The 17,841-nt window shown below is 38.3% G+C and carries 15 protein-coding genes, 1 tRNA gene and 1 riboswitch; of the genes, 11 read left to right on the top strand and 5 right to left on the bottom strand.

Annotated elements, in window-relative coordinates; translation table 11 throughout:
• Window positions 1-4 precede the first annotated feature (4 nt).
• Both ACZZZW_RS11585 and ACZZZW_RS11580 read right to left on the bottom strand, forming a co-directional pair.
• The gene (locus ACZZZW_RS11585; protein WP_463493553.1) at window positions 5-592 is read right to left on the bottom strand and encodes a pentapeptide repeat-containing protein; all 588 of its coding nucleotides are present in this window, start codon (window positions 590-592) and stop codon (window positions 5-7) included.
• Window positions 593-624: 32 nt separating this feature from the next.
• On the bottom strand, window positions 625-1,170 hold the full coding sequence (locus ACZZZW_RS11580; protein WP_463493551.1) for a TetR/AcrR family transcriptional regulator: 546 nt from the start codon (window positions 1,168-1,170) through the stop codon (window positions 625-627).
• Between the two features lie 115 nt (window positions 1,171-1,285).
• Here ACZZZW_RS11580 and ACZZZW_RS11575 point away from each other — a divergent pair, with 115 nt between their 5' ends.
• Window positions 1,286-1,531, top strand: a complete 246-nt coding sequence (locus ACZZZW_RS11575) for a hypothetical protein (RefSeq protein ID WP_463493549.1) — start codon at window positions 1,286-1,288, stop codon at window positions 1,529-1,531.
• Between the two features lie 45 nt (window positions 1,532-1,576).
• On the opposite strand, the gene ACZZZW_RS11570 is transcribed toward ACZZZW_RS11575, so the two are convergent.
• Window positions 1,577-2,206, bottom strand: a complete 630-nt coding sequence (locus ACZZZW_RS11570; RefSeq protein ID WP_463493547.1) for a DUF4159 domain-containing protein — start codon at window positions 2,204-2,206, stop codon at window positions 1,577-1,579.
• Window positions 2,207-2,356: 150 nt separating this feature from the next.
• Here ACZZZW_RS11570 and ACZZZW_RS11565 point away from each other — a divergent pair, with 150 nt between their 5' ends.
• The 8 genes from ACZZZW_RS11565 to ACZZZW_RS11530 all read left to right on the top strand — a co-directional run bounded on the left by ACZZZW_RS11565 (window position 2,357) and on the right by ACZZZW_RS11530 (window position 14,717).
• Window positions 2,357-3,355: an AAA family ATPase gene (locus tag ACZZZW_RS11565; protein ID WP_463493545.1), complete on the top strand. Its 999-nt coding sequence runs from the start codon at window positions 2,357-2,359 to the stop codon at window positions 3,353-3,355.
• Entirely contained in the window at window positions 3,355-4,242 is an 888-nt protein-coding gene (locus tag ACZZZW_RS11560; RefSeq protein WP_463493543.1) for a DUF58 domain-containing protein, read from the top strand. Before ACZZZW_RS11565 ends, ACZZZW_RS11560 begins: the two co-directional genes overlap by 1 nt.
• A gap of 3 nt (window positions 4,243-4,245) precedes the next feature.
• Entirely contained in the window at window positions 4,246-5,616 is a 1,371-nt protein-coding gene (locus tag ACZZZW_RS11555) for a BatA domain-containing protein (RefSeq protein WP_463493541.1), read from the top strand.
• A complete protein-coding gene (locus ACZZZW_RS11550; RefSeq protein WP_463493539.1) occupies window positions 5,603-7,735 on the top strand; it encodes a DUF4175 family protein in 2,133 nt (710 codons plus the stop codon). Before ACZZZW_RS11555 ends, ACZZZW_RS11550 begins: the two co-directional genes overlap by 14 nt.
• Window positions 7,736-7,737: 2 nt before the next feature.
• Window positions 7,738-9,522, top strand: coding sequence for a hypothetical protein (locus tag ACZZZW_RS11545; protein ID WP_463493537.1), 1,785 nt, complete (start codon window positions 7,738-7,740; stop codon window positions 9,520-9,522).
• 461 nt (window positions 9,523-9,983) lie between these two features.
• Window positions 9,984-11,618, top strand: a complete 1,635-nt coding sequence (locus tag ACZZZW_RS11540; protein WP_055903557.1) for a TldD/PmbA family protein — start codon at window positions 9,984-9,986, stop codon at window positions 11,616-11,618.
• A 2-nt stretch (window positions 11,619-11,620) separates the two neighbouring features.
• Window positions 11,621-12,937: a TldD/PmbA family protein gene (locus ACZZZW_RS11535; protein ID WP_463493535.1), complete on the top strand. Its 1,317-nt coding sequence runs from the start codon at window positions 11,621-11,623 to the stop codon at window positions 12,935-12,937.
• A 139-nt stretch (window positions 12,938-13,076) separates the two neighbouring features.
• Complete coding sequence (locus tag ACZZZW_RS11530) at window positions 13,077-14,717, top strand: TldD/PmbA family protein (RefSeq protein WP_463493533.1); 1,641 nt, start codon at window positions 13,077-13,079, stop codon at window positions 14,715-14,717.
• A 1,080-nt stretch (window positions 14,718-15,797) separates the two neighbouring features.
• On the opposite strand, the gene ACZZZW_RS11525 is transcribed toward ACZZZW_RS11530, so the two are convergent.
• Together ACZZZW_RS11525 and ACZZZW_RS11520 are read right to left on the bottom strand one after the other, a co-directional pair.
• The gene (locus tag ACZZZW_RS11525; protein WP_463493531.1) at window positions 15,798-16,136 is read right to left on the bottom strand and encodes a luciferase domain-containing protein; all 339 of its coding nucleotides are present in this window, start codon (window positions 16,134-16,136) and stop codon (window positions 15,798-15,800) included.
• A gap of 89 nt (window positions 16,137-16,225) precedes the next feature.
• A complete protein-coding gene (locus tag ACZZZW_RS11520) occupies window positions 16,226-17,137 on the bottom strand; it encodes an SRPBCC family protein (RefSeq protein ID WP_463493529.1) in 912 nt (303 codons plus the stop codon).
• Between the two features lie 215 nt (window positions 17,138-17,352).
• Here ACZZZW_RS11520 and ACZZZW_RS11515 point away from each other — a divergent pair.
• Window positions 17,353-17,423, top strand: a tRNA-Cys gene (locus ACZZZW_RS11515).
• 25 nt (window positions 17,424-17,448) lie between these two features.
• A riboswitch (SAM riboswitch) is annotated at window positions 17,449-17,548 on the top strand.
• Window positions 17,549-17,630: 82 nt separating this feature from the next.
• Entirely contained in the window at window positions 17,631-17,837 is a 207-nt protein-coding gene (locus tag ACZZZW_RS11510) for a hypothetical protein (RefSeq protein ID WP_463493527.1), read from the top strand.
• Window positions 17,838-17,841: the final 4 nt, after the last annotated feature.

The following is a 17,841-nucleotide window of genomic DNA, read 5'->3' as shown; positions in this document are numbered from 1 at the left end:
TGGTTTAATCTTCAATGTCGAGCTTAAAATGATCCAATAAACCCGAAAGGTTAGCCGAAGAAAACCTTGCTTTTTTCACGTTGTTCTGCGCAGGATCGAAAGAGAAATTACTTGCAGTACGGAAATCAGTTTTCTCCAGAATTGTACGGTTAAATGATGAAGCTGAGAGATCGCAGTGATTAAAAACGGCAGCGGATAAATCAGCCGCTTCAAAATCGACCTCCTTTAGTGAGCAATTAATAAAATTCGTTTTCCTCAGCTTTGCACCATAAAATATAGAATAATCCAAAATGCAACCTTTAAAAGAAAAGGAGAACATGAATTTATTACAGCTGGAAAAATCAATGCCCAGTATTTTACAGTCTGTAAATGTTACATTACTAAAACCAGTACCAGAAACCTGCGTAAGGGAAAAATTGCAATTGATAAATTCGCAGTCAACAAAATCGTTATGGCTCAGGTTACTTTTAGAAAAATCGCACCTGATGAATTCGCATTTGATAAACTCTCGCTTTTGCAGCTGTTTACCAGCATAATTAACATCAGTAAAGGCTTTATTTTGATGAACGGTTGTTTCGCCGGGTTCTTGCATAAATATGATTTGTAGCTGGTGCAGGATTGATTTTAAAGCTTAATCAAGGTTTCCAACATCTGTTGCTTTTTTTCCAAACTGATGTTATAAATACCAAGGTTATCCGAACACCATAAGCCATCGGCAACCAGCATAATAATGAGGTGTTTTATACTCAACTCACCGTTATCGCCATTACCAATATAAAATTTAAACCATTCATCCCACCCTTTACGGTATTCCTCGTTAATGAGTGCCACCTGCATCACAATTTTCATGGTTCGGCGGTAATATAAATCATTACTTTTATTAATTATAAAGCGAAGGTAAGCCAAACTTCCCTCCTCCTTACCCGAAGCTTTTTTTTCTGCTGTAATCCACTCTGTGAGCTCTTTCAAGCTTTGGCCCATCAATTCTTTAAGCAAATCCTCTTTATTACGGAAGTGATGGATAATTCCTCCTTTACTCAAACCCGTTTTATCTGCAATAGCCTGAAAAGTAACGCGGTGCCAATCTACAGCACCAATTTCTGCTGCTGCATCCAAAATGAGCTGTTTGCTTACCTCAGGTTCCTTTTTTCTTTTATAGGGATTTTCCATTCTTCAAAGATACCAAACATTTGGTTTGTTTACAAAATATATTTACATTTGTTTATATAAAAGATCAGTTTCATCCAGCTTGCATCTTAAAACATCAAAATAATTACGCTAAAATATGTCCAGATACATCACCATCCTCTCTACCATTATAGAATCAGACAGTGATACTGATTTAATTGCATTGGCCATTGCAGGGCTAAAGGATATTTCAGCATGGAGTATCGATCTCGAAGATTGCGATAAAGTAATCCGTATTGTTTCGGCAGAGGATATCGGCAATGAATTTTGCGATAAATTGGCATTATTAGGTATAAAGGCATCAGTAATGGAAGTTTTTGATAAAAAATACCATTTAATGTAAGCTTACAGAATGTTAACCATTTGAAACAACCGACAGCACAAAAAATCAACTGTTAATCCCCATGGCGTAGAGGATAATATTTACCCCAAACTTGGTATTGTCTTCAGCTAAAAAACGTTTGTTTCTAAAATCGTAATCCCATTCGCAGCCATAATCTTTGTTGCTGTACAGCACCCCTATCCTATTGTTAACCGTAATGGCTTTCAGGTAGTCGTGCACCAAATCATCACCCCAGCCATTTAACTCAAAAGATGTTGTTGGTGGTCCTTTTTCGAATTTGAAAAATGAATTGTAAATGCCATGGTTATTTGGTATTTTCTTTAGAGCCTGGGCACCAAACAGATTACTCATCTGCGTTTCAAAAGAACGTGCAAATAAACCGTCAATATCGTGGTTGCAGTCATCTACAAAAACAAAACCGCCATTATGCACATAGGTTTTAAAATTTACAGCTTCCTGCGTACTAAATTGCACCAGTTTATGGCCACTTAGGTAACAAAATGGGTATTTGAATAAATCCCTACTGCTCAGCTCCACAATTTTTTCCTCCTCATCCAAAGGGATTGTAGTATACTCTAAAAGTGAATTGAGGAGATTTGAAGGCATGCGCTGATCCGTATCCCAGTCGCCAGAATTGTATTTTAACCTCGCAAATGTAAATTTAGCTCTTTGCACAGCCTAAAATTACCTTCATTTTTTAATAATCAGGATTTTTAAGTCAATTATCTTGTAAATTTTTTGATATTCTTTCAGCAAGGCTAAAAACTATCTACCAATATCCCCTATATTGAAGCACCATATCGTCAAACTAAAAAAAACACCATTTTGGAGCGTTCAGAAAGCAACCTAAAAACATTGATCGATAAGATCTCCCAGTTAAAAAGCGAAATACAGAAAGTTATTGTAGGTCAGGATGTAATCATTGAAGAAATGCTGATTGCTTTGATGGCTGGAGGGCATTGTTTGCTCGAAGGTGTACCCGGACTAGCGAAAACCTTAATGGTGAGAACCATGTCGCAGGCTTTGGATCTCTCATTTAGAAGAATCCAGTTTACCCCCGATTTAATGCCAACCGACATTGTGGGTACCGAAATACTGGAAGAAGACCATGTAACCGGAAAACGGTTTTTCAAGTTTAATAAAGGTCCGTTATTTGCCAATATTATCCTGGCAGATGAAGTTAACAGAACGCCACCAAAAACACAATCGGCACTATTGGAGGCCATGCAGGAGTTTGAGGTTACGTATGGCGGACAAACCTATCCATTGGATCGCCCGTTTTTTATACTCGCCACACAAAACCCAATTGAGCAAGCCGGAACTTATCCATTGCCCGAAGCGCAATTAGACCGTTTTTTACTCTACATTAAAATCGGCTACCCTACTGCAGCCGAAGAAACCCAGATATTAAGCAGTACAACAGGCAATAAAAAAGCGGTTATTAATCCGATAATTGGTGCTGAAGAAATTAAAGCTTTACAAGCCATTACGCGAGAGGTAAGCATTAGCGATGATTTAATTACTTATGTAAGCGAAATAATTAGGGCCACGCGGCCTGATACCACAGCAGTTAATTTTGTAAAGGAATGGGTACGTTGGGGAGCAGGCCCAAGAGCAGGGCAAGCCTTAATTTTAACAGCTAAAGCAAGGGCATTGTTTAAAGGCCGGTATGCGGTAATTCTGGAAGATTTGCAGGCAATGGCTTACCCCGTACTGCGCCATAGGGTACTAATGAACTTTAAGGCCGAGGCTGAAAATGTTTCTTCGGACAAAGTGACGGATGAACTGATTAAAGCAATCTCGAAACCAAAAGCCAATATTTAATGAGTAAACTGCTCGATCCGAAAGTATTGATGGCCATAAAAGACCTTTCTCTATCGGCTAAAATGACGATAGATGGTTTTATGAATGGCATTAATAAAAGCACCGTAAAGGGGCCTGGACTGGAGTTTAGTCAATATAGAAGCTACCAGCCGAGTGATGACCTGCGCTCGCTTGACTGGAAAATGTTTGCGCGGTCTGACCGTTATTACATCCGCGAATCGGAAGTAGAAACCAGTATTGCTGTGCGCATATTGATTGATGCCAGCGCCTCGATGAACCACAATGATGGCGACTTTAGCAAAATAGACTATGCAAAATATCTTGGTGCATCAATAGCTTACCTGGCCAATTTACAAGGCGATGCCATTGGCTTATACGTGCTTAAAAATTCAGGAATTTTTTCGATGACGCCAAGGCAGGATTATCAACACTTAGCAAGGTTATTTTACCAATTGGAGCAGATTAATCCTGATGGGAAATTTACAAAACCTATTTATTATAAAGAGTTGTTTACAGGGGCGCAAAAGCGCGAACTGCTAATTTTTGTAACCGACCTCTATCAATCTGATGATGAAATTATAAAACTTTTAGATACGCTCAACACGCTCAGGCATGAGATTGTAGTGTTCCATGTTTTATCAAAAAACGAACTTGAACTCGATTTTAAAGGATACAGCAATTTTGAGGATCTTGAAACAGGCGAAACGATCCAGATCGACCAGGCAAAAGCCAGGGTAACTTATAAAAATAAACTAAGTGCTTATTTGGAAGAAACCAGGATTAAGATGCTAGACAGGAGGATTTTTTACAGAACCATTAGTACTGACGAACCGCTGGATCAGGCTTTGAGAGATTTTTTAAAACAGAGAAGTAAACTTAGAATTTAAACTGTGCAATTTTTATATCCAATAGGTTTAATGGCTTTTGCAGGATTAATAATCCCGCTTGTAATACACCTGTGGAATGTAAAACAGGGCAAAACGCTCAAAATAGGTAGCATTGCATTATTGGGTGAAAGCTCGAGGGCAAGTGCCAAAAGTTTCAAAATTAACGATTGGCTGCTCTTTGTACTGCGTTGTATACTTTTAATTTTACTGGCATTTTTACTCGCGCAGCCTTATTTTAAAGAAATTACCTCAATTAGCAATAAAACGGGATGGATTTTGGTCGATAAATCAATATTTCCACAGGTTTTTAAAGCGCACAATACAACAATAGATTCATTATTAAAAAAAGGCTATGAAATTCATGATTTTAACCCTGGTTTTGTACAATTATCAATAAAAGATACTGCATCAAACACCGCAAAGCCTGTCGATACCTTAAGTTACCGTACATTATTAATGGCGGCCAATCAAAATATCCCTTCGGGTGCGTCTGTGTATCTTTTCGCCAGCCGCCGCTTAAACCGTATTGGAAACGAATTGCCTGCAATCCATTACAAATTAAACTGGATTCCATTTAACCAGGCAGATACCCTGAGCAGCTGGATTACGACATATGCCGGAAAAAAATACGAAGCAAAATCAAATCCATCCAACACCACTTACCAGGCTTTAAATTCTACAGATGAAGGTCCAATAAGCATCGCCATACACGAAGCCGCAGGGATTACCGATGGAAAATATCTTATCGCCGCCATACAGGCAATAAGTGGTTTTACCAAACGCAAGCTGATTATTACCCCCCAGGGCGAAAAGGTTGATATTGGTTTTTGGCTTTCTGACGAGGCTGTTACACCAAGCTTTAAAGCTGCTATTGTTCAAGGTGGGGCATTATTGAAGTATGAAAAGGGCAAGGTAGTTGCCGAACCTTCATTTATGGTTATTGATGGCCGCAATATTAAATTAAGCAGAAGGATAACCTCTGGCAATCAAGCTGAAAAAATATGGACAGACGGCTTCGGAAACGCAATCCTGGCCAAGCAAAAGAGCCAAATGCTAAATATCTACCATTTTTATAGTCGCTTTAACCCGCAATGGAATGATTTAGTTTGGAATGGCGTATTTGTAAAAAGCTTAATGCCGATCGTGATCAGGGATCAAAATCAGCCAGATTTCGGTTTTGAAAACAATATTGCAGATCAACGCAGTTTATCAACAAATCAAAAAGTGGTTAATGAAATTAATAAAATAGAGGCTCCAACAAAAAACACTCAAAATAAACCCCTGGGGAAACTCTTTTGGATAGCCGCTTTATTGATTTTTACCACAGAACGCATTTTATCATTCAGAAAAAAAACAGATTATGTTAAAAACTGAAGGACAAAACTGGATTAGAAACTTAAGGATAAGGTGGATTAGCTTAAACCTGATCAGCACTTTGGTAACTGCATTGGCCATATCATTGGTAATAACAACAATCGGTAGCCATTTGATGCACCTTCCTTACTGGCTTTTTGCAATTCTGTTTCCAATTATATTATGCACATTACTATTAAATAAACCAGTTTGGAAAATTACCGATCGTGATGTTTCGCGTTATGTAAACCACCAATACCCTGAACTGGAAGAAAGTGCCGATTTACTGCTCCAAAACGAAGCCGATTTATCTATGTTGCAGCAACTGCAACGCCATAAAATTGAGAATATAATTCCGAACCTTTCCAAACCGAAAGAACCTTTTAAAAAATTATATACGGGCTTAGCAATACTTGCCTTAGCCTTAAGTATCAGTTTTGGAATTAGCAAAATCCATTTGATTAAAAACATTAATGCGGCCGATCCTGCAATTAAACCCATAATACCTGTAATTGAAGAGCATATTCCACCAGAAATTGCTGACTTTACAGCCACCATTACACCACCTGCTTACACAGGTAAAGCCGGGCGAAAACAAAAGCAGTTTACCATTTCTGCTGAAACCGGTGCGCAAATAAACTGGAAAATTGAAACCAACATTGGCATCAAAAAGCTGAAGCTTATTTTTAACGATAAAGAAATGGTGCTGCTTAAACCTGCAAACACAGCCCACACGCTATGGAACCATAGTAAAACCATTACTAAATCTGGCTTTTACCAACTGGAACTTGATGGTAAAAAATCAGATCTCTACCAAATTGAAGTCATTCCTGATTTGCCTGTAAATATTAAAATTACGCAACCAAAACAGCATACCACCATTGATATCGGTCAGCCGCAAAAATTTAATTTAAATGTATCTCTTACCGACGATTATGGTGTTCATGATGCCTTTATATCGGCAACAATGGCCAGTGGTAAGGGCGAAGGTGTTAGTTTTACAGAGAAAAAACTGTCTTTTAACACCAGTTTTGATAACAGGAAAAATCTTTCGCTACATAAATTGATCGATTTAAAAAGTCTTGGCATGAAACCCGGTGATGAGCTTTATTTCTTTATCAAAGCAATGGATAATCATGGCCAATCGAGCCGCTCTGATGTATATTTTGTATCGATTGTAGATACCACGGAGTTAATGAGTTTAGCTGGCATGACGAATGGTGTTAACCTCGTTCCAGAATATTTTAGAAGTGAAAGGCAGATTATTATTGATACGGAGAAGCTGTTAAAAGAACAATCGGCTTTGCCTGTAACAACTTTTAAAACCCGAAGCAACGATTTAGGGATAGACCAAAAGTTGCTGAGATTGCGTTACGGACAGTTTTTAGGTGAGGAAAATGAAACTGAGATTGGCGGTGATCACGATGACCATGATGAGCATGCAGCGCATAAAGGTGAAGGCGAGAAATTTGGCGATGTTACTGCAATAATGGATAAATATGCGCACAAGCACGATATTGCAGAAGATGCAACTTTTTTTGAACCAGAAATGAAGGCGCAGTTAAAGGCCGTTTTAACCGAAATGTGGAATGCTGAACTCCGTTTAAGAACTTATAAACCGCAGGAAGCTTTACCATACGAATATAAAGCATTAAGATTATTGAAAGACCTGCAACAGAAATCGCGGGCTTATGTGGCCAAAACCACCGTAAAAACAGCTGCACTGAAACCCGAAAAACGTTTGAGTGGTGAGCTCGACAAAATTATGCAACCGGTGCAAAAACTAACATTTGAGCAAAAAGAAAAAAGGATAGCCAACTTAAAAACAGCACTCGCGCTATTGGAAAGCAGAAAAACAGGAAAAAAATTTGCTGAAAAAGATCGTTACTTGCTGAGCAAAACAGAAAAATATATGATCGGCGTAGCGGCAGATAACCCTAATACCTATTTAAATGCGCTGAGCGGTTTAAGAAAGTTAGCTACAGGCAATAAACTGATCGTTAAAGACATTGATCTGGTTGAACAAGCCATAGTTAACATGATTAATGTTGAGGGAGCAAAACCGCAAACACAGGGGACCGGAACAGCATCGGCATTGTATCAAAACTATTTTAATAACCTTAATAAAGTTAACAGATAGATATGGAGTTTAAATACATCGCTATTGTTGCTAGTTTATTGTTATTGGCTTTTTTGCTTTACAAAGAGTTGCGTAGAACTAATAAAGCAAGAATTACCTGGCGGATTTTAGCAAGTATTATCGCTGTTGGCTGTTTTGTGCTGTTAATTGTGCCCATCAAATATGAAACAAACGTGCAGCAAAATGCAGATGAAATTATTTTACTCACTGCAGGTACAAACCCTGATTCAGTGGCAAAACTCAAAGAAAAAAAATACGCGCTACCTTTTGTAGATGTAAAAAACATTAAAGCCTCCACCATTAACGACCTTTCTTATTTCTTAAAATCGAATCCAACTATCCACAAACTGAACATATACGGTTATGGCTTAAATGCAACTGAATTAAAGAACCTTAAAGGATACCAGATTGGGTTTCATCCTTCGGCAAAGCCAACCGGAATAATTGCCGCCAACTGGTTAAGCAGGTTAAAAAGCAGCGAAACTTTAATCGTTCAAGGAACTTACCAGAATATGGGTAATGAAACGGTTAAACTTTTACTTAAAGGCTTTGGTAAAGCAGTTGATTATATCGTTATTGGTGCTAAAACAAATAAATCATTCTCATTCAAAACCAGCCCAAAGCATATAGGAAAAGCGGTTTATGAGTTAATTGCTATGCAAAAGAAGGATACACTTTCCAAAGAGCCTGTTCCGGTACAGGTGGGCGACCAGGAACCAATGAAGGTTTTAATCCTGGCTTCTTTCCCAGATTTTGAATATAAATTTTTAAAAAACTGGCTGTACGAAAACCAATATCCATTGGCATTCCGGAGTCAGATCAGTAAAAATAAGTATGCTTCAGATTTTCTGAATATGGATAGTTTGAATCTCAATCAGATCAATACTTCACTGTTGAAAAAATTCGACATGCTGATTATTGATGAGGACGAGCTAGCGGCTTTAAATTCAAACGAAAGGGCTTCGATAGATATAATGGTTAAAAATGGAATGGGATTACTGATCAGGGTGGCAAGTACCAAACCATCTGCCCCACTTAGTGCATTATTTGCCCGATATGAATCTCCTGTTTTAAAAGGAAAAACACTGAATTTAATGCTTACAGAAGATCGTTTTAAGTTTAATCCTTTGCCCCTTGAGCAAACATTGTTTTTAAAAACCAATCAAAATGACCTGCCGCTTATTACGGATGCTACAGGTAAAATATTGGTGAACAGCAGCATTAAGGGTTATGGCAAAGTACTCATCTCAACTGTTTCATCTACCTACAATTGGTTGCTTTCTGGAAAAAAAACTGATTATGCAACTTACTGGTCTAAACTTTTAGCCAATGCAGCCAGGAAAAGAAATGATAGCCAATCGGTTAACATCATTCCTCAATTCCCTGTTGTTGATCAAAAAATAAGAATCATTGCTGACTTGGCTGCTTCTGGAAAGTTGCCCATCTTAAAAATAGACCAGGTTAAGTTAAGTCCACGTCAAAATATGGAATTGCCTTTTCAATGGGATGCGTTTTACTGGCCTCAAAAAACAGGCTGGGTAGATTTACAGGTAAACCAAAATATTGAGCCGCTGTATATTTATCGTAAAACCGATTGGCAGGCACTTAAAAATCAGCAAACGTTAAATGATACTCAACAGTTTGTTAAAAATTCTGCCAATGTTAATAATAAATCAAAGGTAAATAATGCTGTTATCGAAGAAGAAATATCCATTTGGTGGTTTTTTGCAGGATTTTTAATCTCAGCCGCTTTTTTATGGTACGAATCGAGGATATTAGCAACTTAGTGCAGTAAAGCTTGTTACATAACTTATTGGTTGGAAAAATAATCCTTCTACTCTGTTGCTATTGACGGATCTATTAGGAAAGATCGTCATTGCTGAGGTACGAAGCAAGCTTTCATGTTAATGAGTCTTGCAATAAAGATTGCTTCGTCGGCTGAAAAAGCCTTTTCGCAATGGCGATAATCATAGGGTATTCATTTCCTTAAATTATGTCACTTATATTGATTTGGATAAAATAAATTACTTCTCAGGATGACAATTAAATAAATATTCCGTGCTTTCTGTGTTTTCCGTGGCAAAAAAACCAATAAAACACTTAAAATCGTGGCTCTATCAACCTAAAAACATGTTTTCATAAAAAAACATCCCATATTCAGCATTGAAACTAAAATGTTATAATCAATTTGCCTATTTAGGGTCGCAAATCGCTATCTTGAGATCGTAAACCTACTAAACTAAACCAATTGAAAAGAAAAGATTTCCTCTACTTATCCGGAATGGGTATGGGTGCATTACTCCTGCCCGATCTCGCTGCATTCGGAACTCCGATAGACCCGCTACAAGCACTTGATGGAGTGGATGTAAAAATTAAAAAAGAACTGGCTGATGTTGCCCTAAATGCAGCCAAATCTAAAGGCGCAACTTATGCCGATATCCGTATCGGGCGTTATTTAAACCAGTTTGTAGCCACCCGCGAAAAACGAGTTCAAGGCGTAGCCAATACTGAATCTTACGGTGTAGGCATCCGCGTTTTAGCCAACGGATGCTGGGGCTTTGCCGCAACAAATAACGTAACTAAAGATGCCATTGCCAAGGCAGCAGAGCAGGCAGTAGCCGTTGCAAAAGCCAACGCCAAAATACAAGGCGAACCCGTTCAGCTTGCTCCACAAAAAGGTTATGGCGAGGTAAGCTGGAAAACACCAATCGAAATTAATGCCTTCGAGGTTCCTGTAAAAGAAAAGGTAGACCTGCTTCTAAATGTGAACGATGTGGCCATGCAAAATGGTGCCAACTTTGTAAACTCCGTTATTTTTGCGGTTAACGAACAAAAATACTTTGCTTCTACTGATGGTTCTTATATCGATCAGGATGTTCACCGCATTTATCCAACCTTTAATGTAACCAAAGTTGATCGCGAATCGGGTAAATTTAAAACCCGTAATTCCCTTAGTTCGCCAATGGGTAAAGGTTATGAATACATGCATGCCCGCCCTGAGGATAAAGTTACCGGTATTGTAACCCGGTATAAGGGCAGGTATGATATGCTTGAGGATGTAAAGGAAGCTGCACGTGTAGCCAACGAAAAAGTAAAAGCCAAATCGGTTGAGCCAGGAAAATACGACCTGGTATTAGATCCTTCTCACCTTTGGTTAACCATCCACGAATCTGTTGGGCACCCTACCGAATTAGACCGCGTTTTAGGTTACGAGGCCAATTATGCCGGAACAAGTTTCCTTACGTTAGACAAATGGGAATCGAAAAAATTTAAATTCGGCAGTGATAAAGTGAATATCCTTGCAGATAAAACACAGGTGGGATCATTAGGTGCTGTGGGTTATGATGATGAAGGTGTAAAATGTAAAAACTGGGATTTAATTAAAGATGGCGTATTGGTTAGTTATCAGGCCATCCGCGATCAGGCACATATTATTGGCTTAAAAGAATCAAATGGCTGCTGCTATTCTCAAGGTTGGGATGATGTACAATTTCAACGTATGCCGAATGTATCCTTACAGCCGGGCAAAGAAAAATTAAGCGTGGATGATATGATCAAGAATGTAGAAAAAGGCATTTATATCATCGGCGACGGCAGTTTTTCTATCGATCAGCAACGTTATAATTTCCAGTTTGGCGGACAGATTTTTTACGAAATTAAGGAAGGTAAAATTGTAGGTATGCTTAACGATGTTGCTTACCAGGCCAATACACAAGAATTTTGGAACTCATGTAATGCCATTTGCGATGAAAGCGATTACCGTTTAGGTGGATCGTTCAATGATGGAAAGGGTCAGCCTTCACAAAGCAGTGCTGTTTCACATGGCAGTTCTACAACACGTTTCAATGGAGTTAATGTTATCAATACAGCAAGAAAAATATAATTATGGCCATATTAAGTAAAGAAGAAGCCCAAGCGATATTAAAAAAAGTAATTGGTTTTTCGAAAGCCGATTTCTGTGAAGTAGGTTTAAATGGTTCGGATGGCGGAAATATCCGTTATGCGCGCAATGCAGTTTCTACCGCCGGACAGATTAGTACCATGAGTTTAGGTGTAAGCTCAACCTTTGGTAAAAAAACAGGCTCCGCAACAATAAATGAATTTGACGATGCCTCTTTGCAAAAAGTGGTAAAGCGGGCAGAAGAACTGGCCATGCTGGCTCCCGAAAACCCAGAGTTTATGCCCCTTTTAGGTCCGCAAACCTTTGCAGAATCGAATACTTTCAATCCTAAAACTGCAGCCATGACGCCCGATACCAGAGCCGAAATGGTGGGGAAAAGTTTAAGTGTATCAAAAGCAGCCGGTTTGGATGCAGCAGGCTTTTTAGAAAACTCGACCCGTTTTAATGCGATTATGAATTCTAAAGGTTTGTTCGCCTACAATAAAGGTACAGATGTTTCATTTTCGGTAACTGTACGCAACAAACAAGGAACAGGTTCAGGCTATGTTGAGCAAAGCTTTAACGACCTTGATAAAATGGATACACTTGCCCTAAGCAAAATTGCGGCAGGTAAAGCGAATGGTTCAGCTGGTGCAAAAGCGATTGAACCCGGAAAATATACCGTTATTTTAGAGCCTCTTGCAGCCAGCGATATATTAAGCAATATGTTTAGAGGCTTCGATGCCAGAAGTGCAGATGAAGGCAGAAGTTTCATGAGCAAAAAAGGGGGTGGTACGCGTTTAGGTGAGCAGTTGTTTTCAGAAAATGTAAACATCTATTCCGATCCGATGAATAGCGAAATCCCTTCTGCAACTTGGAGTGGCGATGGTTTACCGGTAAAAAGAACACAGTGGGTAGAAAAAGGAATTGTTAAAAACCTCTCCTACTCAAGATATTGGGCTGCACAAAAAAATGTTCAACCCGTTCCGTTTAGCCGCAGCGTAATCATTGAAGGCGGCACGCAATCGTTGGAAGATTTAATCAAAAGCACCGAAAAAGGAATCTTGGTTACCCGTTTCTGGTACATCCGTTCGGTAGATCCGCAAACATTATTACTAACAGGATTAACGCGTGATGGTACTTTTTACATCGAAAATGGCGAGATTAAATTTCCGATCAAGAATTTCAGGTTTAATGAAAGTCCGGTAATTATGCTTAACAATGTAGAAGCTTTGGGTAAACCAGTAAGAACTGGCAGCGGATTGATCCCACCAATGAAAATACGGGATTTTACATTTACCTCATTATCAGATGCGATTTAATTGAATCGTCATCTCAACCAAAGTACAGACATAGGCGATTAGTCATTCCCGCGTAGGCAGAAATCCTAAAGCTATTGCATTACGATTCCCAATCAAGTTGGGAATGACGACCCACTTAAGAATTTAAAAATACTAAAAATTGAGAAGAAGAGATTTCTTATATATGACAGGTGTTGGCCTTGGTGCCAGCATAATACCCAACATCCCTGCCTTTGGCAAAATCATTTCTGTTGAAGAATCTTTAACACCTGTAGATGTTGCGCTGAAGAAAAAAATGGCCGATGTTGCACTTAATGCCGCTAAAAGCAAAGGTGCCACTTATGCCGATGTACGCATAGGCAGGTACCTGAACCAGGTTGTGGCCACCAGGGAAACCCGGGTAGAAAACATCTCTAATTCCGAATCGTATGGTTTAGGTGTACGTGTAATTGCCAACGGAAGTTGGGGCTTTGCAGCAACCAACAATATGGATGATGCCAGCATTGCAAAAGCTGCGGAAGCAGCTGTAGCCATTGCAAAAGGGAACTCCAAATTAATGGAAGAGCCTGTGCAGTTGGCCCCGCAAAAAGGATATGGAGATGTAAGCTGGAAAACACCCATAGAAATTAATGCTTTTGAAGTACCCATTGCAGATAAAGTTGATCTTCTTTTAAAGGTAAACAGCGAAGCCATGAAGGGTGGTGCAAAATACATCAGCTCCAATCTTTTTATGATTAATGAGCAGAAATATTTTGCCTCAACTGATGGTTCTTATATCGATCAGGATATCCACAGAATCTGGCCAACTTTTACCCTTACAAAAACAGATGCAGCCAGTGGTAAGTTTGAAACCAGAAATGCTTTAAGCGCACCAATGGGGATGGGTTTTGAATACCTTAAACCAAAAGAGGAAGAAAAAATTAAAGGTGGCCCGGTTACCATGTATAAAAAGCGTTACGATATTTTGGAAGATGTACGCGAGGCAGCTGTACATGTGGATGAAAAACTGAAAGCCAAGCCCATTGCCCCAGGTAAATACGACCTCGTTTTAGATCCTTCTCACCTTTTCCTAACCATACACGAATCTGTTGGTCACCCAACCGAATTAGACCGCGTTTTAGGTTACGAAGCCAATTATGCAGGTACCAGTTTCTTAACGCTGGATAAATGGGAGAGTAAAAAATTCAACTTTGGCAGTAAAGAGGTGAACATTCTTGCCGATAAGCTGGAAACTGGATCTTTAGGTGCTGTCGGTTATGATGATGAAGGTGTTAAATGTGGCAAATGGGATATTATCAAAGATGGCATATTAGTAAACTATCAAACTATTCGCGATCAGGCACATATTTTAGGATTAAAAGAATCGCAAGGCTGTTGCTATGCCGATAGTTGGGACAGTATTCAGTTTCAAAGAATGCCAAATGTTTCATTGGCACCAGGAAATGCAGCCTTAAGTGCTGCCGATATGGTTAAAAATGTTGAGAAAGGGATTTATATGTTCGGCCGCAATTCATATTCTATTGATCAGCAACGTTATAATTTCCAGTTCAGCGCACAGCTGGCTTACGAAATTAAGGAAGGCAAGATAGTGGGCATGTTTAAAGATGCTGCCTACCAGGCCAATACACAAGAATTCTGGAACTCATGCGTACAACGCTGCGATAAAAATGATTACAGATTGGGCGGAACATTTTCTGATGGGAAAGGCCAGCCAGGGCAGGCAAGTGCAGTATCTCATGGCAGTGCCACCACTCGTTTTAATGGTGTAAATGTGATCAATACCGGAAGGAAATTGGGATAAACTTATCTCTAATGAAGTGCAACACAATGGAGAAATCTATCAAGCAAAATATCGTGTCGATTTGCAATCGGGATTCATGAGTAAGGCGATTGTATCGCCATATATAACTATAATCCTTCATTGAAAATGCAGCACTCATCGATCCTCGTTGCAAACGAAGATCACATACGCAACTATTTTTATTCGCAGGGACTAATATTTTCTTGCTTTCCCTAACGCGATCGTCATGCTGAATTTATTTCAGTATCTTTTTGCAAAAATATACCATGATCCTGAAAGTTTAGGACAGTATGACGATTCTCCTAAAACGCTTCTAACGGAGAGATACACTATAGATTTTTCGACCTAAATCGTCCCAATTTGCAATTTGGATGCCCTAGAGAGGAGATTGTATCGCAATATTTAACTATAACCCTGCATTGAAAATGCAGCACTCATCGATCCTCGTTGCAAACGAGGACCATATAAGCAAATTTTTAATTCGCAGGGACTAATATTTTCTTGCTTTCCCTAACGCGATCGTCATGCTGAATTTATTTCAGTATCTTTTTGCAAAAATATACCCTGATCCTGAAAGTTTAGGACAGCATGACGATTCTCCTAAAACGCTTCGAACGGAGAATAAACTATAGAGTTTTCGACCTAAAATCGTCCCAATTTGCAATTTGGATGCCCGAGAAAGGCGATTATATCGCCATATGTAACTATAACCCTGCATTGAAAATGCAGCACTCATCGATCCTCGTTGCAAACGAGGATAATATAAGCAAATTTTTAATTCGCATGGACTAATATTTTCTTGCTTTCCCTAACGCGATCGTCATGCTGAATTTATTTCAGTATCTTTTTGCAAAAATATACCCTGATCCTGAAAGTTTAGGACAGCATGACGATTCTCCTAAAACGCTTCTAACGGAGAAATTAACTAGAGATTTTTCGACCTAAAATCGTCCCGATTTGCAATTTGGATGCCCTGTAGAGGCGATTGTATCGCAATATGTAAGTATAACCCTGCATTGAAAATGCAGCACTCATCGATCCTCGTTGCAAACGAGGACCATGTTTAAAGTAATTAAATTGCTAATACAAGTTGCCGGCAGCTTTATTATACGATAATTTCAACAAGAACAGGGCATAATCAACATCTTCAACATGCTGAATATAAAAACTTATCCATCCTGACTTTTTAAATACATGATGTTGTTCTACCCTTCCATCAATCATCAATTCAGCCTTAATTTTTTGTGTAAAAAGAATATCTAGCAGTCCGTTGCTGTGAATATGAGCAAATTCTAACTGTTTGTAATTAAACTGAGAACCACCAAACTTATGTAGACTAACAGAGGTATCTTCCCATGTTAGAACTGTGTTTTCTATACCATCAATCTGATCTAGCCGCTCAGGTTTAGTAAGCAGCATCCACATTTTTATTAAGCTATCAAATATCAGAGCAAACAAGGGGATAGATTTAAAAAAACTTAACCGCCTGACTATAAATGAAAACATATTTAATTCTTTTCGCTAAGTACTTTAATATGATCCATTACGCGTAAATGAACATTTCTAGTTATACTTTCTGCCCATAAATCGTAATACCAAATCGGAAACACCTTTAAACTATACCAGCTATTACCAACAAGTGTTGTGGTTCCATCGCCATTATCTTTTAATAAAAACTGCCCCCTTTCAATATCAATATGCCCCATAATTTCAGGATCTTGCGGCTGCCCGAAAATATCAAATGTTAAATCCTTATTGATATCAAAAGTTACGATCTTTTCATCAAATACATACCCATTGCTAAAAATACATTTTCTTCCCGCTCCTTTTTTATAAGCGGTAACTGTAGTCTGCATTGGGCTAGGCATTCCTGCTCTAAAAAGCCAGTAGCTATTTGCTTGTTTGATTTTTTCGAACGCCACTACATTTTTCCAAATTTTCTCCGGCCTAGCTTTAATAACTATCTCGTCACTTACCATATTTCTATAATGGTGATCAGAAATGGAATCAGCTATAAAAACAACAAGCAATAAAGAAACAACACTTACATTTAAGGTTTGATTACGCTTCTTAAACATTGCTTTACCAATAAATGCACCTGTAATTACAAAAGCAAAAATAAGTGGGGAAACAATAATTAAACAAATTGTTCCCTCTTTTAAAAAAATGTAACTCAATAAAATGGCAAGTAAGCCATTTAGGATAGAATACCAGATCAATATTCTGCTTTTCAGATTAAGATCTCTCCAAAACCAGGCACTAATTATACCCATTAAAAGTGGTAAAATTACAAATTCTGAAAATACTAAAATACCATCTTTCTCACTATGGAGCAGATTATTTAACCAGATAATAAATAAGGTTACCACATTTGAGATAATGATTCCCAGCAGCAATTTTGATTGGAGAAACGTTTTCATATTATACTGATATTTGATCAAAAGTATAATATATTTTTAAACTTTCAAAAATTATTGAAAATAAAAATATCAAGTTTATTGAATTGATATAGAAAATAAAACATATGTAAGAAATTACAATTATCTACTATTTCTATAGAATTTATAGTAATTATTATTACTTTTGCTGGGTCTTCTTTAAAAGCTGGTTAAACGGCTTCTAAAAAAGATCATATAGTCATGTGGCCGAGTGGTTAGGTAAAGGTCTGCAAAACCTAGTACGGCGGTTCGATTCCGTCCATGACGTCTAAACATTAAATTGTTTACATACATACTTATCAAGAAAGACGTAGGGAATGGCCCTTTGATGTCTTAGCAACCTGTTGATTAACAAGGTGCTAATTCCTTCTGCAATTGCAGAAAAGATGAGTTTGAAAGCAGATTAATTTCTGCGTTCAGCGAATGATCAAAAAGCTATCCCCCTACCGAAAACTGGTAATTTAAATTTTATGATATGTCGGTATATTTTGATTATCCATCAATAAGGGATTTTTTTGAGATTCAGGGAAACAATTCCTGCGAAAAATTAGATGATTATGAACATTGTAGGGCAGAATCGGATTGGCTTTATAATGCACAGCGAAATGAAAATGAGGAAACAATTTCGGCAGAAGATCAACATCAAAAAACACCTAATACATACTACCGCTCTTATACATAAAAAA

The organism is Pedobacter sp. AC379 (assembly GCF_979258145.1).
Note: the sequence above shows the minus strand (reverse complement) of the source record. Positions and strands in the feature narration are given on the sequence as shown.